Origin of the sequence: Pectinatus brassicae (genome assembly GCF_014201835.1) — a bacterium.
In the GTDB taxonomy this organism is placed as follows: Bacteria; Bacillota; Negativicutes; order Selenomonadales; family Selenomonadaceae; genus Pectinatus; species Pectinatus brassicae.
In genome coordinates, this window is sequence record NZ_JACHFH010000013.1 from 39,218 (window position 1) to 57,216 (window position 17,999).

The following is a 17,999-nucleotide window of genomic DNA, read 5'->3' on the forward strand; positions in this document are numbered from 1 at the left end:
TTTTTTTTATAGAGTGTGATTATAAATTTATATTTTCATTATAAATTTTAGCGAATTATAATAAAAGTATAAAGAAAAAAGGAGCGTTCAAAATGCAACTAAATAAAGATTGTATTTTAAAAAATACTGCAACAGCAGGTTTTGAAGAAAAAAATGATATTTTAATTACTGTAGAAGCATCAAACAATGATGATATCACAGTTGATTTAACTTCGTCGGTATTACGGCAATATGGCCGTCATATGAAAGAATTAATAACAGCAACCGTGAAAGAGGCTGGTTTTACAGGTATAAAAGTTACAGCAATAGATAAAGGAGCATGGGATTATACAATAAAAGCCCGTGTTCTTGCAGCACTTGAAAGGGGCATGAAATAATGAAAGATGCTAAAACAAGATTGCGCCGTACAATGATGTTTGTACCAGGGAATAGTCCCAAGATGATAAATTCTGCTGATATCTATGGTGCAGATAGTTTAATGTTTGACATAGAAGATTCAATTGCCATAACAGAAAAAGATACAGCTCGCTTGTTAGTCGCAAATGCGTTAAAAACATTAAAATTCCACTCCGAAACGGTTGTTAGAATAAACCATCCGACCCAAACGCCTTTTGGAATGGATGATTTAAAAGTGATTTTACCAGCAAAACCTAATCTCATTCGTCTGCCGAAAGTAGAAGATATTTCTGAAGTAGAACTTGTGGCTGCTGAAATTGAAAAAGTTGAAAAAGAAAACGGCTGGGCAGAAGGCACTATAAATATAATTGGTGCTATCGAAAGTGTAAAGGGATTATATAATGTTCGGGAAATATGTAAACATCCACGTATGGCTGCGATTGCTTTAGGCGCAGAAGATTTCATTGCTAATTTAAAAACACAGAGAACAAAATACGGTATTGAATTATATTATGCTCGTTCCCAGATTCTTATGGCAGCACGTGATGCTGAAATACAATGCATGGATACAGTCTTTTCTGATGTAAAGGATATGGAAGGTTTTGCTGCTGAAGTTACCAGAAGTAAGGATATGGGCTTTGATGGTAAATCGGTTATTCATCCTAAACAGATAGTTGAAGTTCATCGTATTTATACGCCTACAGATATACAAATTACTAAAGCGCTTAAAGTATTAGACGCCTATAAGGATTCTATTGAAAATCATAAGGGTGTACTGGCTGTTGATGGTAAAATGATCGATGGCCCAATCGTAGTAAGAGCGCAGCGTATTGTTGACCAGGCGAAAGCTGCCGGCGTAAATGTTGAAGAAAAGAGGGAACAGGCATGATAAATGCAGCAGGGCGTGATATTCCCGAACAGATAAAAGGGATAAAAGATATAAAATTATATAAAGGTGAATTTGCTTATACACCATCCACAGTAAAAGCTGGTAAAAAAATACGTGTAGGCATACCACATACTGATAAGATATTAGAAAATATTGATGCTTCGATCGAAAAAATTGGCTTAAAGGATGGTCAGACAATATCTTTTCATCATCATTTAAGAAATGGTGATTATGTAATGAAGATGGTAGTAGAACGTATTGCTGCCAAGGGAATTAAAGATATTACGATAGCATCAAGTTCGCTTAGTCCCTGTCATGATTTTCTTATAAATTATATTGAAAACGGAACAGTAACAGCTTTGGAATCAAGCGGATTACGTGGAGAACTTGGAAAATATCTGACCAAAAATCCACAGGCTTTAAAGAAACCAGTAATAATTCGTTCCCATGGCGGCAGAGCGCGTGCTATTGAAGCGGGTGAACTGCATATTGATGCAGCATTTATGGCAGTGCCGGCTTGTGACCATTTAGGCAATGCTACAGGGCGTAAAGGTAAGTCGGCATTTGGTTCAATGGGCTACGCTATGATTGATTCAGCTTATGCTGATAATGTTGTATTAATTACCGATAATCTTATGGAAGATCCTGTCTATCCGTATAGTATTCCGCAAACTGATGTTGATTATATAGTAAAAGTGGATGAAATTGGCGATCCGGCAGGTATTGCATCAGGCGCTATAAGAATGACAAAAAGTCCTACCCAGTTGCTTTTAGCTAAATATGCTGCTGAAATTATGGAACAGACCGGTGTATTAAAAGAAGGCTTTTCCATGCAGATGGGCAGCGGTGGTGCATCATTGGCAGTTGCTAAATTTATCAGAGAAAAAATGGAAAAGCAGCAGATAACAGGCAGTTTTGGTATTGGCGGCATAACCGGTATTTTTGCTGATATGCTAAAAGATGGGTTATTTAAAGCAGCTTATGATACACAAACTTTTGATACCGCAGCTATTGAATCTATAAAAGAAAATCCTAATCATATTGAAATATCAGCATCATTTTATGCTAATCCTTGGAATGCTGGTCCGATTGTAAATAATCTTGATACAGTAATTTTAAGTGCAACTGAAGTTGATTTGGATTTTAATGTCAATGCGATTACTGATTCGAATGGTATATGTATGGGCGCTTCGGGCGGTCATAGTGATACGGCAGCCGGAGCAGCACTTACACTTATTGTGGTGCCTCTAGTACGCGGCAGACTGCCGATGATACGTGATCATGTGCAAAATGTGGTAACACCTGGAGACAGTGTTGATGTTATTATTACCGACCGTGGTATAGCAATCAATCCTAAACGTAAGGATCTCGTGGAAAAGCTGCAAGGCAGCAGCCTACCAATTTGTACAATTGAAGAATTGCAGAAAATAGCTTATGAATTTGTCGGTAAGCCGGAAGAAGTAGAGCTTAGCAGTGATGATAAAGATATTGTAGCGGTTATTGAATATCGTGATGGTAGTATTATTGATGTAATACGTAAACCAATACTTGATTGACAGTAGTTTTGTTAAGGGACACCTGTATATAGGGTGTTCCTTATTTTTTTCGGAAGGTAATTTGTAAATTATATGTTATAATGTAAATAATCACAGCAAATTATTTGAAGGTAGTGAAGCTTATGGAAGATCGCGATTGGCGTATTATACAAAAATTATATTCTGAAAAAAATATAACTAAAGCCGCCCAGGCCTTATATATGTCACAACCGGCACTTACATCACGCTTAAAACATATTGAAAGAGAATTTGATGTTTGCATTGTACATAGAAGTACTAAAGGAATTAAGTTTACTCCAGAGGGAGAATATCTGGTAAAAAAAGCCGAAGAAGTACTTGATAAATTAAATCATATTAAAAATGAAGTTCAGTATCTTATGGAAGAAAATGCTGGTACTTTGGAGATTGGTGCTTCTAATTATTTGACGATGTATATATTGCCGCGGTTGTTGGAAGTATTTAAGCAAAAATACCCGGCAATAAAATATAGTGTATTGACGACCTGGAGTAAGAATGTATTTAGCCTTATTTATAATGAAAAAATACAGGTGGGGTTTACTAGTATTGATTATGGCGGGTCAAAGCATAAGCTGCTGTTGTATGAAGAACCTATATATATGGTATATCGTGATGAGTTTGCTATCGAGAATTTGCCGTCATTACCGAGGATAGAATATGAAAGTGATTATTTGCTAAAATCACAGCTTGATAAATGGTGGCGGGAAAATTTTAAGGAACCGCCGCAGGTAAGTATGCATGTATCAAATTTAGAAAACTGCAAACGCATGGTTATACACGGCTTGGGCTATGCACCATTGCCGGCACGTATAATTAAAGACTATAGTGATGTCCATAAGCTACAGCTTAAAAATCCTGATGGGGAACCTATTACCCGCAAAACATGGATGCTGTATAATGATTTGGTTAAAGAAATGCCAATAGTAAAATTGTTTGTTGATTTTGTTAAAGAATATAAATTCAATGAGTATATGTAAAAATATGCTAATAAATAAGAAAAACCGACTTATTCTGTGAGAGAAAAGTCGGTTTTCTTGTTTATTGGTCAATGACCAGAACGTTTTTTTATGATATAGCCAATCGAAAGCAATATTATCCAAACAGGTAATATCACAACGGCTAGATGCATACTGGGAATCTGTGTCATCATGCCGATTACAAATATGAAAAAGGCTATGCATATATAATTATCATATGGATAAAAGAATGTTTTGAAAGAAGTTTTTTCGCCTAATTTATTTTTTTTACGGCGGAAATTGTAGTGAACTAAAACTATGGTAAACCAGCTGATTACAATGGCAATAATAACAACAGCCATCAAATAGATAAAGACCTTTTGTGGAAATAAATAAGTTAAAACAACAGCAATTAAGGTAATAAAAGAGGATAAAAGTGTTGGCAAGGCAGGAACACCAGAGCGGGTCAGATTGCCAAAAACCTTAGGCGCATTATTTTGTTTAGCCAGACTGTAGAGCATACGGGAAGTGCTGTACATGGCACTATTATATACGGAAATTGCTGCCGTGAGTACGACAAGATTTAAAATATTAGCAGCTGCTGGTATGCCCATTTTAGCGAATATTTCTACGAATGGACTGCCTGATAAACCAACCTGATTCCAAGGATAGATTACCATTAATATAAACCAAGCACCAATATAAAATAGTAGTATACGCCATATTACATCATTGATAGCTTTGGGGATAGTTGTTTTGGGATTTTCTGCTTCACCGGCAGTAATACCGACTAGCTCAATACCACCAAAGGAAAACATTACAATGACCAAAGAGATGGCCAAGCCCCAAAGACCATGCGGCATATAACCGCCATGTGCCCAAAGATTGCTAAAGTTTTGCGGGAAAGGACCAAGCTGAGTAAAGATGATTATTGCGCCAAATACCATCATAGCGATGATAGCAGCAATTTTTATGATGGTCATGCCAAATTCAACTTCACCATAGGAACGGACGTTAACAAGATTTACAATTGTTATAATTATTATACAAATTAATGCTGAGATCCATTGGGGAAAGTCGGGCAGCCAAAAATTCACATAAATACCGACTGCGGCAAGTTCGGACATACTGACTAAGATATAACAAAACCAGTAATTCCAGCCGGAAATAAATCCCCAGAATTCACCGCAGTATTTATTGGCAAAATAGCTGAAAGAACCAGCAATAGGTTCATCAACGACCATTTCACCCAGCATGCGCATAACAAAGAATATGATAATACCGCCAAGTACATAGGCGAGTGATAAAGATGGTCCTGCTGCCTGCAGGGCAGGTGCTGATCCGTAAAAAAGACCTGTTCCGATAGAGCCGCCAAGTGCAATCATCTGCAAATGACGATTTTTTAAACCGCGTTTCATTTTTGTTTCATTTTTGTTCAAGTTGCTGTCTCCTCGTATATGACATTAAAAAATCCGCATTTATCATATTAGAAAAAAACAATATGACAAATACGGATTGAAATATCAATAAGATTTTTTATAAATCTATTTTTCGCCAATAAGGCGTACTTCAGGATAAAGCTTTACACCGTGTTTTTCATAAACTTTTTCCTGTACTTTATGAATTAAATCCAGTACATTTTGGGCAGTAGCATGGCCAGTGTTAACAACAAAACCGGCATGTTTTGTTGAAACCTGGGCATCGCCTACGGATAATCCTTTGAGACCGGTCTGTTCAATTAAGGTACCAGCATAATAGCCCGGCGGCCTTTTAAAGGTAGAACCAGCACTGGGCATTTCCAAAGGCTGTTTGCTTTCACGGCGTTTAGTTAAATCATCCATTATAGCTAAAATATCAGATTTAGCGCCTTTATGCAAAGTTAATTCTATTTCACAGATGGTATTGGCATTATGTTGAAAAATACTTTGCCGATAGCCAAAATCTAATTTGTCATCGCTGTATTTAATGATATCACCAGCAGCGGATACTGCTGTTACTGATTTTACAACGGTTTTTATATCACCATTGTAAGCACCGGCATTCATATAAACGGCACCGCCAATACTGCCGGGAATACCAACAGCAAACTCAAGACCCGTAAGGGATTTGTCGGCAGCAAAATGCGATAAATCTGCCAGTAATGCACCACAACCAGCAATAATAGAGTCATTATTATCGTTAATATAAGACATTTGCTCAGCAAACTTTATAACAATGCCGCGAATACCTTTGTCTAAGACTAAAATATTAGAGCCGTTGCCAATTATGGTATAAGGGACATTATAAGCTTTTATGGTATTGAGAATGGCCTTTACTTCACTGACTGATGCAGGAAATACAAGACAATCGGCAGGACCGCCTATTTTGAAGGTCGTCTGTTCAGACATAGGTGCATTAAGCAATAATCTATCATCTGGTAAAATAGTTTGTAATTTTTTTATACAATCATTAAGAATAGACATGTGATTCATTCCTTACATTTATAGGTCTATATCATCAAGATAATTACTGTTTTGTTTAAGGCCGATAAATGATTGCTGCCGTAATGCTTCATAAACAACAATAGATACAGAATTAGAAAGATTGAGCGAACGCGCTTCATTTATCATAGGAATACGAACGCAGTTATCAATATTGGCTTTGAGAAGAGCTTCGGGAATACCGGCATCCTCACGACCAAATACAAGCATGTCATCATCACCATAAGTGATTTCAGTATACGTATGTGGAGCCTTAGTAGATAGATAATGATATTTTGCAGTGGGATACTTTGCTAATACATCATCAAAATTTTTATGGTAATGAATTTTGAGTAAGTGCCAGTAATCAAGACCGGCACGTTTTAAGTGTTTGTCATCAGTAGAAAAGCCAAGCGGTTCTACCAAATGCAGTTCACAGCCGGTAGCTGCGCAAAGGCGGGCGATATTACCGGTGTTGGGTGGTATTTGTGGTTCAATAAGAACAATATGCAATGTGATTACCTGCCTTATAGTAGTACTTTATGAGAAAGGTTTACGCGACCTTGTTTGTCGATTTCAGTTACTTTTACTTCAAGTTCATCACCAATATTTACAACGTCTTCAACTTTATTGACACGTTCTTTGGCAAGTTGGGAAATATGGCAGAGTCCTTCTTTGCCTGGCAGAATTTCAACAAAAGCACCAAAGTTCATGATGCGTTTAACTTTACCTGTATATACTGTACCTACTTCAACATCGCGGGTAAGGTCATTGATGATAGCAATAGCTTTTTGAGCAGGTTCCTGACCAACAGCAGTTATGCGGACAGTACCATCATCTTCAATATCAATTTGTACACCGGTATCTTCAATGATTTTTTTGATTACTTTACCGCCAGGTCCAATTACGTCGCGGATTTTATCTACAGAAATCTTGATAGTAGTAACAGCTGGAGCATATGGTGATAATTTTTCTGATGGTTTGTCGATAACTTCCATCATTTTAGCAAGAATATGGGCACGACCGCGTTTGGCCTGTTCTAAAGCGGTTGCAAGAATTTCACGGGTTATGCCTTTTAATTTAATATCCATTTGGATAGCGGTAATGCCATCGGCAGTACCAGTTACTTTGAAGTCCATATCGCCTAAAGCATCTTCCATGCCTTGAATATCAGTTAAAACGGTAAAAGCATCACCGTCTTTAACAAGACCCATAGCAACACCAGATACAGGCTTTTTAATAGGAACGCCGGCATTCATAAGGGCAAGCGTGCTGCCGCAGGTGCTGGCCATGGAACTGGAGCCATTGGATTCCAAGATTTCGGATACAAGACGGATGGTATATGGGAATTCGTCAGCTGATGGAATGACAGGTACAAGTGCACGTTCAGCCAAAGCACCATGACCAATTTCGCGGCGTCCAGGGCTTCTCATAGGACGAGCTTCACCAACACTGTAGCCAGGGAAGTTATAATGATGGATATAGCGCTTGGAAGTTTGCAGACCAAGACCGTCGATGATTTGTTCGTCACCAAGTGGTCCAAGGGTAGCAACAGTAAGAGCCTGAGTTTGTCCACGAGTGAACAGCCCCGAGCCATGAGCACGTGGCAATAAGCCTACTTCGCAGCTTACAGGACGTACTTCATCTACGGCACGACCATCAGGACGTATTTTTTCGTGGGTAATCATTTTACGCACGATTTCTTTTACTAATTTATGCAAGACACTGTTGATTTCCATGGTGGATTCAGGATATTCTTCTAAGAAATGTTCCATGGCTTCAGCTTTAACTTCGGAGATATGTTCATCACGACGAAGCTTATCTTCATCACGAACAGCAGCATTGAGTTTGTCATAAGAATATTCACGGATTTTTTCCACAAGCTCTTCAGCTGGCTGGAATAATGTTACATCGCGTTTTTCTTTGCCGCATTCTTTGACCATGTTTTCTTGGAATTCAACGATTTTTTTGATTTCCTGATGACCGAACATGATAGCATCGAGAATAACTTCTTCTGGCAATTCATTGGCACCGGCTTCAACCATCATAACGGCATCACGTGAACCGGCAATAGTGAGATTGAGCTCAGATTTTTCACGTTGTTCTACGGTAGGATTAACAATTAATTCGCCGTCAATACGACCAATATGAACGCCAGCAATAGGTCCCTGGAAAGGAATATCGGAAATAGAAAGAGCAGCAGAAGCCCCAATCATACCAGCAATTTCTGGTGGGTTGTCCTGTTCTACTGATAATACAGTGGCAACGATTTGAACATCGTTTCTAAAACCGTCCGGGAAAAGCGGACGGATAGGTCTGTCGATAAGACGGCTGAATAAGATACCTGATTCAGCGGGACGACCTTCGCGTTTTATAAAACCGCCAGGAATTTTTCCGGCAGCATACATTTTTTCTTCATAATCTACAGTCAAAGGGAAAAAGTCAATTCCCTGACGTGGTTCAGCTGATGCAGTAGCTGTTACTAAAACAACGGTATCACCGTAGCGTACAAGGGCAGCACCATTAGCCTGTTTGGCCATTTTACCTGTTTCAATAACGAACTTACGACCGCCTAGGGTAGTTTCAAAACTGTGCATAATTTACCTCCTAAAATTTTGCAGCAAATGTGCACAGTAAACAGTGAAATATTTATTTAATAAAAAAATACCAAATAAACATTTCACTATCCACTGGACACGCTGCTTCTTTATTTTTTTAAAATAAGAGGCGGGAGATGTCTATTATACAAATAGACAACAGCCCGCCCGCTGATAATCGCTAATGTCGGATCGTATAACAAAAATTTATTTTGTTAAAATTAAATAGTGTTATGTTTTATCGAATTATCTTTTGTTAGCTTTACCGATGTTTAATTTTTTCATGATTTCACGATAACGTTCGATATCTTTATCACGTAAATAACCAAGAAGTCTGCGACGATGACCAACCATTTTTAATAAACCGCGACGGGAATGGAAGTCTTTTTTGTTAGCTTTTAAATGTTCAGTCAAATAAACGATACGAGCTGTTAAAAGCGCAATCTGTACTTCTGGTGATCCAGTGTCACCTTCATGGGTAGCGTTGTCTTGGATAATCTGTAATTTCTGTTCTTGTGTAAGCATTGTGAATCCTCCTAAAAAATTTGTATCTTTTAACCAGGCAGCCGTTGGAGTAATCGGAAACCGAGTCAAAGATTATATTATTTTGTACGTTAAAAAATATATCATAAAATAAGGCTGCTGTAAATAAGAATCTATTAAATATCCCAATTTGTTAAGGTTAGGGAAGGCGTAGCCTTATCAATTTCCAGCAATATCCAGGAAGTGTTTTCGTGTGTTGCACTCATGGCAGCATCAAGCAGTTCTTGGTTTTCTTTTGGTATTTCCAAGTAAGAGAGAGCTTTTTTCATAAAATCAATAGCTTGGTCCTTTTTGAAATTAGCACCAGCCAGCTGGGCAAAGAAGCGATAACCATAGTATAAATAGCTTATATGCTTAACAGGAAGCTCACCATACGCAGCTATTTTGTCATTTACTTCATCATAGGCGGTATCAGTTTTATGAATACGGGTTAGAAGATTCCAACGGTCGGCCCAAAGTTCACCGCGTAATATGTATTTATATAGGAAGTCATGATCTTCAGCCAGCTCAATAGCTAGATTTATATAATGAAGAGCATCCTCAAAATTTTCATTGTCACGTAAGGTTATACTCAAATGCTGCAGGGCATAAACTTTTTCTTCTATATCTTCAGAACTATTTTCATTGACATCAACTTCAACAATAGAGCGGAATAATTCGATTGCTTCGTCTTGTTTATCAAATTCCGGCAGTACCAGAAAATGTGCTAAACGAGCTCTGACATGCCAGTCGTCGTAGCCTTTGGCAAATAAAGAAAGCGGTGGTTTGCTCTTGGAATCCATAACAAGGTGTGTTAAAGCATGAAATTCACTGTTATTCATAAAAATCTCCTTTTAGAACATATTGTAAATTAAACTAAAAATATTATAACATATAGTAACTAAATATTAATACTTTTATCTGAGTGGGAAATGAGACTGGTGATTTTTTATTCAAAATAATAAATTTTTATCGGAAATATAAGTTGTACTAATTGCAAAATAAAGGCATACGTTGTAAAATAAAATAGTTGATTTCTATTTAGATAAGGTTGTGAATGAAATGCTGATGGTGTTTTTAGGAGCGGCTTTAATCGTAGTGGTCATAAGTGTTTTTTTTATATACAAAATAGTAACTTTTTTTAAAGTGGAAATAAAGTTAAAAGCAATTGTATTATCTGCGCTATTAGCATTTACATTGTGCTTTATGATTTGGCCGTTAGCGGGGTATCAGACAATTTATTATAATTATCTGATAATAGGAATAGTGTTAATAGGAACGACTATTTCCGTGTTATATAATAGAAGGCTGTTAACAAAGCCAAATAAACATCAACTGTCATCTATAGAGGATGTTGTTTTAGTAAATGATGTGGAATGTGTTGATACTTCACAAAAAACGATTGCTGAAAATTTATTTTATAAAACTAAGCTGGAAAAGAAAAAACAAGAACAGACAGCTATAAAAGCAAAAACAGCCGAAAATAATGTGTTAGCTGCGAGTAAACAAGTTGCTGTAATTAATGATTTAGCTGAAGCTGGCGAGGGTAAATCACGATATCAGCTTGAAAAATTGCAAACACTAAAAAATTCTGACAATAATTATCAAATGACTAAAAATTGTTTAACGGAACAGCAGAAAGATAAGATTTTGTCGTATTATGGCTCCAATAAAAAAAATCTTGTATCGAAGATAAATGATATAGCTTGTTCTAAAAATGCAGAAATATCATTGTCATCCTTGAATCTGTTGAAGATTGAAAAAGAAAAAATCGTTGCCTTCGTTGCTAAGGCAGAGTCAATTGATGAAATTATCAATTGTGTTTATGAACAGAACTCTAAAAAAAATTTTGGACGTTCGTTATGGCTGCTGCAAAATGCTTTAGCTAAGCATTATAATAGCGAATATGCGCCGTTTATTTGTATCGAGGTCAGTAATATTTATAAAAAATTTGGAGCATATAAACAGGCCATAAATATATTGAGAAGAGCATGCTCTTTACCAGTGCTTCTTAATAATGAGCATATAAAGGAAAATTTTGTTGCCCAAATAAATTTTTTACAGCAGTTACAAAAGCTATTAGCCAATTATCATATGGAGTCAATGTCCTTTGACGAAATACCTGAGGAATATCTCAAACAGGCACAAGAAAATCTATATTATAATTGATATTAATTTATTTTATATTGAGATAGGGGGATTTATTTTATGAAAAAGAATGAACAGTTTTTAGCGCTGCCCATTATTAGCATAACAGAAGGACGTGAATTAGGTGTAAGCAAGTCTTTATTGATAGACGCTGAAAATGGCAAGGTAGCAGCTATTATTATTGAAGATGAAGATTGGTATCGCGGTGTAAAATTATTGCCATATGAATCAGTAGTTGCTATTGGTGATGATGCAGTGACTATAACCAGCAGTGAAGATATACTTAACCTAGAAGATGCAACTGATTTTGAGACCTTTTTAGACCAAAACATTCGCGTAATTGGAACAAAAGCAATTACTAAAGGCGGGACAATTCAAGGCGTGGTATCTAATCTGTTTATAGATGATGATGGCAGTATCGCCAAAGTTGTTTTAAATGCGCAGGATGGCCAGGAAAAAGAAGTTGATTCGGAAAATATATCAATTTTTGGTAAGGAAGTTACTATTATTGAAAGTGATGTTCCTGCCAAAAAAAATAATGCCGAAGTAGAAACATCGGAAAAAAAAACTAAAGAAAAGCCTGTAGAAACGGTAATTGAAGCAAAAGTACCGGAAAAAGCAGCTGATATGCCAACTGAACCAGCAAAACAGGAACAGCCGGCAGTGAAAAAAACTGAGGAGCAAGTTAAGGCTCCGGAAGTTGAAAAAAAACCGGTAGAAGAAGTTAAACCGGCAGATAAAAAAGCTGAAGAAGCAAAGCCTGCACCTAAAGAAGAAATAAAAAAAGCAGCTGAGGCTGCAACAGAACATGCCAATTCGGCACCAGTCGGGCAAGAAACACCATCGGTAACTACAAGCTCAGCCGAAGACAGACATCGCCGTTTTCTTTTAGGTAAGAAAGCGACACGTCGTATAGCTACTGATAATGGTATTGTTATAGCAGAAGAAGGGGCAGATATAACTGAGGAAGTTTTGCAAAAAGCTAAATTAGCCAATAAGTTTATTGAGCTGTCCATGAATGTAAAATAAATATTTAGTTATAAGGAGCTCCTGTAATTACAGGGGCTCCTTGTAGTTTATAAAATAATTTGTTTGCTGTAATATTAAAAGATAGTGTAAAAATATGTAACAATAGTTATAATGTTGTTGGAAGATAATATTAGCTGTTTTCAGCTGGAGGGATTTTTTGGGCAAATCGTATGCATTTATATTTAAAATACTTATATTATTAGTGGTAGTTGTTTTTGTCATGGGAGCTTCTTCGGTACTAGCGATAAAAAACTTACCGGGAATAGCTAATGGTGTTTATTCAGAAAAAATAAGTTTAGCAGGAATGGATGAAAAAACAGCGCAGAAAACTTTGAATGATTTTTTTGCTGGTAAGACATCTGGTGATATTATCGATTTTCATTATGATAATAAAATACAAAAAATGAAAAAAAGGGATATAGATTTAGACTGTGATAGTAAAGATACTGTAATCCAGGCCAAAAAAATAGGTGCCAGTGGTAATTTTATTAAAGACAGTTTTGAAGAACTTGTGTGCAGTTATTATGGAAAATCTATTCCATTGAAAATAAAATACAATAAAGAAAAATTAAATAATATAATTGAAAATTTGGCAAAAAAACTGGAGCAAAAACCAGTTAATGCATATTGCTATTTGGATAAGGGACAGATAAAAATAATGGCGGGTAAAGATGGCCGGGAAGTTGATAAAAAACAGCTGTTGGAAATATCCCAAAAGGCTTTAGCTGATCTTCAATATCCAACACAAATTAACATTCCGCTTAAAATTACTAAGCCGGCAATTGGCGAAGAGCAATTACAAAATATTGATACACTGCTAGCTTCATATACCAGTTATTTTAATACCGGAGCTGTTAATCGCAGCCGCAATATTGCTGTAGCTGCACGAAATCTGTCGGGGACATTGGTAAAACCGGGGGAGGTGTTTTCATTTAATGACACAGTGGGACCACGTTTGTTGGCAGCTGGGTATAAAGAAGCACCTGTTATAATCAATGGCAAATTGGTGCCGGGGATTGGTGGCGGTGTTTGCCAGGTGAGCTCAACCTTATATAATGCAATCTTGCTGGCAGGTCTTACACCAGTGTCACGCACAGCACATTATTTTCCAGTAGGCTATATGCCGCGGGCCCTTGATGCTACAGTTGCTTATGGTATCATAGATTTTAAATTTAGAAATAATTTAACTAAGCCAATATATGTTTATGCACAGGTGGACGGTTCAGCAGTGACTGTAGAGATTTTTGGCAGTAAGCAGGATAAGAGTAAATTTGATATAGCCTTGCAGGGGATTGTAAATAGGGATGGTTCAGCTTCGGCATATCGTTTGTTTAAAAACAACGGACGAGTAATTAAACGTGAGTTTTTGCACACAGATGTTGTGAATTAATATTATTAAGGATATAGTTTATTTAAATAACTATTTGTTTAAAATTTTGGAGGAGTTTTGATGGAAAAAAGACGAGATTGGAGAATCGTCTTAGCAGTTTTAACCTGCAGCGTAGTTTTGATGTCAGCCAGTTATACAATGCTGATTCCTTTTCTGCCGCTTTATTTAATAACAGAGCTGGGTGTGGATAAAGCAGATGTTAATATGTGGAATGGGGCTATTTTTTCAATAACATTTTTAATAGGTGCGGTGATGGCACCTATATGGGGGAAGATAGCCGATAAAAAAGGACGCAAAATGATGGCGGTGCGTGCCAGCATAGGATTATCTGTTACTTATTTTCTGGGCGGAATAGTTACTTCACCGGAGCAGCTGTTTATGGTGCGAATATTGCAAGGATTTGCTGCCGGCCTATGGTCATCTGAATTAGCAATTGTCGCTGGTTCGGTGCCTATGGAAAAACTAGGTTTTAGTCTGGGCATCATGGAAGCAGGATTAACCAGCGGTGGGGTAATCGGACCATTGCTGGGCGGTGTATTAGCACATGTTTTTGGTATGCGGGCATCATTTATGATTGCAGGGTGTGCCTTATTCACCATATCCTTGATAACAATATTTTTTGTCCCTGAACCATTGCGAAATAAGGACGATGGCAAAATTCGCGTGCGACAAAAAGATTTGTTACGTCAACCAATAATTCGCCGTATGCTGCTATTGGCGATATTTGTTCAGATGGTCATTTTGATATTGCAGCCGATAATTACCTTATATGTAGCACATTTGCGTGGTTCGATGGAAAATATTGTGCTCATTGCCGGTGTCGTTTTTTCGTTGGGCGGAATAGCTGCATCAATCGCCGCACCATTTTGGGGGCGCATGGGACAGAAAAAATCCTTTGGCAAAATGATGTATATGGCTATGGCTGGAGCAGGTATAGCCATGTTGATACAATCACTGCCTAATACACTTATTTTATTTGCCATGATGCAGTTTGTCTGCGGTCTGTTCTTTGCTGGAATAAACCCATCTATTTGTGCTGTTCTGGCAAATAATACGCAAAGCTCAGCGCAGGGAAGTGTCTTTGGTATGTTGTTTTCAGCGCAGCAAATTGGTTCTATGGCTGGACCATTATTAGGTGGTGTAATAGGAACCTATTGGGGACTTAAAGAAGTATTTGTTGTGGCCGGATTTATTATGCTTTCAGCAAGTATATTTGTAAAAACTACGCGTCATAAAGCCTATTAAAGCTGCTATCAATATTGTATAATGTAAGTATTGTGTTTGATTAAAAACAAAAAAAATGGTAATATTAAATGTATGTATATAATATAGAAGGATGATGTTATGAGTTTTGATGAGAATAAAAATGATGAACTTGATTTAACTGATATAAAAATTAATCATGAAGTAATGAGTAATGATGTGACATCAGTAAAAACAGAATATGGTGCTAGTCAGATCCAAGTCTTAGAAGGATTGGAAGCAGTAAGAAAAAGACCTGGGATGTATATTGGTGATCAGTCTTCTCATGGATTGCATCATCTGGTATCGGAAGTTGTAGATAATAGTATTGATGAAGCTTTAGCAGGCTATTGTACCCATATTGAGGTTTCTATCAATGAAGATAATAGTATAACTGTTGTCGATAATGGTCGCGGTATACCTGTTGATATGCATCAAAGCGGTAAACCAGCGGTTGAAGTTGTGCTGACCGTATTACATGCCGGTGGTAAATTCGGCGGCGATGGTTATAAAGTTTCCGGCGGCCTGCATGGTGTAGGTGTTTCTGTAGTTAATGCACTTAGCTGTGAAATGGATGTTGAGGTTAAACGTGGCGGCAAGATATATCGTATATCTTTTGCTAATGGCATAACCAAGGAACCTTTACGTGAAATCGGCACATGCACTGAAACAGGAACTACGGTGCACTTTAAGCCTGATGCTACGATTTTTACCGAAACAGTATATGATTTTGATATTTTAAAACAGCGTTTGCGTGAACTGGCATTTTTAAATGGTGGTATACATATTACCCTGACTGATAAACGCGGTGAAGAACGCAAGGAAATTTTTTATGATGAGGGCGGTATTGCTTCATTTGTAAAATATTTAAATCGTAACAAAGATGTCTTAAATGATACGCCTGTTTATTTTAATGGACAAAAAGATACAACAATAGTAGAAATTGCTTTGCAGTATTCGACCAGCTACACTGAAAATATATATGGCTATGTCAATAATATTCATACAGAAGAAGGCGGGACACATTTAGCTGGCTTTAAGAGTGCGCTTACCCGTGCGGCTAATGATTTTGCCCGTAAACAGGGAATAATAAAAGCTAACGATGCGGCCTTAAGCGGTGAAGATGTCCGCGAAGGTATTACCTGTATTATCAATTTAAAGGTAAAAGAACCGCAATTTGAAGGTCAGACTAAAACAAAATTAGGCAATTCTGAAGTACGTGGTATTGTTGATTCGGTTGTTAGTGAAGGTCTTAGCGAGTATTTTGAGGAAAATCCAGCGGTAACCAAAAAAATTATTGAAAAATCAATAATGGCTGCTCGTGCCCGTGAAGCTGCCCGCAAGGCGCGCGATTTGACCCGCCGTAAAAATGCTTTGGAAGTAAGCTCATTGCCAGGAAAATTGGCAGATTGCTCTATCAAGGATCCTATGCAGGCTGAAATTTATTTAGTCGAAGGTGATAGTGCTGGAGGGTCTGCTAAACAAGGCCGCGATCGTCGTTTCCAGGCGATTTTACCATTGCGTGGCAAAATATTAAACGTGGAAAAAGCCCGTCTCGATAAAATATTAAATAATGAAGAAATACGTACAATGATAACTGCCTTTGGCAGTGGTATTGGTGAGGAATTTGATATCAGTAAAAGTCGTTATGGTAAGATTATTATAATGACAGATGCTGATGTCGATGGTGCACATATCCGTACATTATTATTGACATTTTTCTATCGTTACATGAAACCGTTGATTGATCATGGACGCGTATTTATAGCGCAGCCGCCTTTGTATCAAATAAGAAAAGGGCGCCAGCACTGGTATACTTACAGTGATGAAGAATTGTCAAGAAAGCTCGATGAAGTAGGTCGCGATGGTATAGTTATACAGCGTTATAAGGGTTTGGGTGAAATGAATCCAGAACAGCTTTGGGAAACGACAATGGATCCAGAAGGTCGTACTGTATTACGGGTTGATTTAACACAAGCAGAAGAAGCAGATAGTATTTTCTCAGTATTGATGGGCGATAAGGTTGAGCCTCGCCGCCGCTTTATTGAAGAACATGCTAATTTAGTACGTAATTTAGATATTTGACAAAGAAGTCTTATGTTAGTTGTTTTAGCATAAGACTTTTTTATCTACATAGAATAAAATAAATCGGGGGTTCAAAATGGAATTCATAAAACAACCAATGGCTATTGAAAATCGCAGCATGGAAATTATAGCACCGTACCTGGAAAAATTTTCCTTAAATGAGGAAGAAGTAAAATTATATTCACGCATGATTCATGCCTCAGGTGATGTGGAATATGCCAATGTAATTAAAATAGATAAAAATGTAATTGATTCAATGAAAGCTGCTTTAAAAAAGGGCTGTAATATCTTTACTGATGTAGAAATGGTAAGAACCGGCATAAATAAACGTAAATTAGCTGCATTCGGCGGCGAAGTTTTTTGTAAGGTATCTGATCCGGCTATAATGGATATAGCTAAAGAAAAAGGTATTACCCGTTCTATGGCAGCAATGCGCAGTTTTGGCACAGACTTAAATGGTGCAATTATAGCGATAGGCAATGCTCCAACAGCATTGTTTGAAGTTTTGCGGATGATGGAAGAGGAAGATATCAGACCAGCAGCAATTGTAGGAACACCGGTGGGATTTGTCGGTGCAGCCGAATCAAAGGCAGAGCTGGCAAAGCGATCCAAAGTCCCTTTTATAACAGTTGAAGGAACTAAGGGCGGCAGCCCCATTGCCGCTTCTTGTGTAAATGCTGTTATGTATATGATCGATAATAGCAGGTAAGGA

At 37.4% G+C, this 17,999-nt stretch carries 16 protein-coding genes; 10 read left to right on the forward strand and 6 right to left on the reverse strand.

All coding sequences use genetic code 11. From position 1 onward, the window contains the following. Positions 1-92 precede the first annotated feature (92 nt). From citD to HNR32_RS06335, 4 genes are all read left to right on the forward strand, one after another. A complete protein-coding gene (gene citD / locus HNR32_RS06320) occupies positions 93-377 on the forward strand; it encodes a citrate lyase acyl carrier protein (RefSeq protein WP_183860816.1) in 285 nt (94 codons plus the stop codon). Continuing rightward, positions 377-1,285 carry an aldolase/citrate lyase family protein gene (locus tag HNR32_RS06325; RefSeq protein ID WP_183860818.1) on the forward strand — a complete coding sequence of 303 codons (909 nt, stop codon included), beginning with the start codon at positions 377-379 and terminating at the stop codon, positions 1,283-1,285. Before citD ends, HNR32_RS06325 begins: the two co-directional genes overlap by 1 nt. Then, a complete protein-coding gene (citF, locus tag HNR32_RS06330; protein WP_183860820.1) occupies positions 1,282-2,841 on the forward strand; it encodes a citrate lyase subunit alpha in 1,560 nt (519 codons plus the stop codon). Before HNR32_RS06325 ends, citF begins: the two co-directional genes overlap by 4 nt. 122 nt (positions 2,842-2,963) lie before the next feature. Beyond that, entirely contained in the window at positions 2,964-3,836 is an 873-nt protein-coding gene (locus HNR32_RS06335; protein WP_183860822.1) for a LysR family transcriptional regulator, read from the forward strand. Positions 3,837-3,904: 68 nt separating this feature from the next. Here the strand turns inward: HNR32_RS06335 and HNR32_RS06340 are convergent, their stop codons facing one another. The 6 genes from HNR32_RS06340 to HNR32_RS06365 form a co-directional block, all read right to left on the reverse strand. After that, positions 3,905-5,233 (reverse strand): amino acid permease, encoded by a 1,329-nt coding sequence (locus tag HNR32_RS06340; RefSeq protein WP_183860875.1) that lies wholly within the window; start codon positions 5,231-5,233, stop codon positions 3,905-3,907. 126 nt (positions 5,234-5,359) lie between these two features. Then, positions 5,360-6,286: a UDP-N-acetylmuramate dehydrogenase gene (gene murB / locus HNR32_RS06345; RefSeq protein WP_183860824.1), complete on the reverse strand. Its 927-nt coding sequence runs from the start codon at positions 6,284-6,286 to the stop codon at positions 5,360-5,362. 9 nt (positions 6,287-6,295) lie between these two features. Beyond that, on the reverse strand, positions 6,296-6,787 hold the full coding sequence (trmL, locus tag HNR32_RS06350) for a tRNA (uridine(34)/cytosine(34)/5-carboxymethylaminomethyluridine(34)-2'-O)-methyltransferase TrmL (protein ID WP_183860826.1): 492 nt from the start codon (positions 6,785-6,787) through the stop codon (positions 6,296-6,298). A 14-nt stretch (positions 6,788-6,801) separates the two neighbouring features. Next, positions 6,802-8,871, reverse strand: coding sequence for a polyribonucleotide nucleotidyltransferase (locus HNR32_RS06355; protein WP_183860828.1), 2,070 nt, complete (start codon positions 8,869-8,871; stop codon positions 6,802-6,804). Positions 8,872-9,117: 246 nt separating this feature from the next. Next, positions 9,118-9,396, reverse strand: a complete 279-nt coding sequence (rpsO, locus tag HNR32_RS06360) for a 30S ribosomal protein S15 (RefSeq protein ID WP_183860830.1) — start codon at positions 9,394-9,396, stop codon at positions 9,118-9,120. Positions 9,397-9,530: 134 nt separating this feature from the next. Beyond that, complete coding sequence (locus tag HNR32_RS06365; RefSeq protein WP_183860832.1) at positions 9,531-10,235, reverse strand: tetratricopeptide repeat protein; 705 nt, start codon at positions 10,233-10,235, stop codon at positions 9,531-9,533. A 220-nt stretch (positions 10,236-10,455) separates the two neighbouring features. Here HNR32_RS06365 and HNR32_RS06370 point away from each other — a divergent pair, with 220 nt between their 5' ends. The 6 genes from HNR32_RS06370 to HNR32_RS06395 all read left to right on the forward strand — a co-directional run bounded on the left by HNR32_RS06370 (position 10,456) and on the right by HNR32_RS06395 (position 17,996). Beyond that, positions 10,456-11,562: a hypothetical protein gene (locus HNR32_RS06370; protein WP_183860834.1), complete on the forward strand. Its 1,107-nt coding sequence runs from the start codon at positions 10,456-10,458 to the stop codon at positions 11,560-11,562. A gap of 39 nt (positions 11,563-11,601) precedes the next feature. Beyond that, on the forward strand, positions 11,602-12,570 hold the full coding sequence (locus HNR32_RS06375) for a PRC-barrel domain-containing protein (protein ID WP_183860836.1): 969 nt from the start codon (positions 11,602-11,604) through the stop codon (positions 12,568-12,570). Between the two features lie 157 nt (positions 12,571-12,727). Beyond that, the gene (locus tag HNR32_RS06380) at positions 12,728-13,960 is read left to right on the forward strand and encodes a VanW family protein (RefSeq protein ID WP_183860838.1); all 1,233 of its coding nucleotides are present in this window, start codon (positions 12,728-12,730) and stop codon (positions 13,958-13,960) included. A 60-nt stretch (positions 13,961-14,020) separates the two neighbouring features. After that, positions 14,021-15,205, forward strand: a complete 1,185-nt coding sequence (locus HNR32_RS06385; protein WP_183860840.1) for an MFS transporter — start codon at positions 14,021-14,023, stop codon at positions 15,203-15,205. A 99-nt stretch (positions 15,206-15,304) separates the two neighbouring features. After that, positions 15,305-17,287 (forward strand): DNA topoisomerase (ATP-hydrolyzing) subunit B, encoded by a 1,983-nt coding sequence (gene gyrB, locus HNR32_RS06390; protein WP_183860842.1) that lies wholly within the window; start codon positions 15,305-15,307, stop codon positions 17,285-17,287. Positions 17,288-17,363: 76 nt separating this feature from the next. After that, positions 17,364-17,996, forward strand: coding sequence for a precorrin-8X methylmutase (locus tag HNR32_RS06395; protein ID WP_183860844.1), 633 nt, complete (start codon positions 17,364-17,366; stop codon positions 17,994-17,996). The last annotated feature ends 3 nt before the right edge of the window (positions 17,997-17,999 follow it).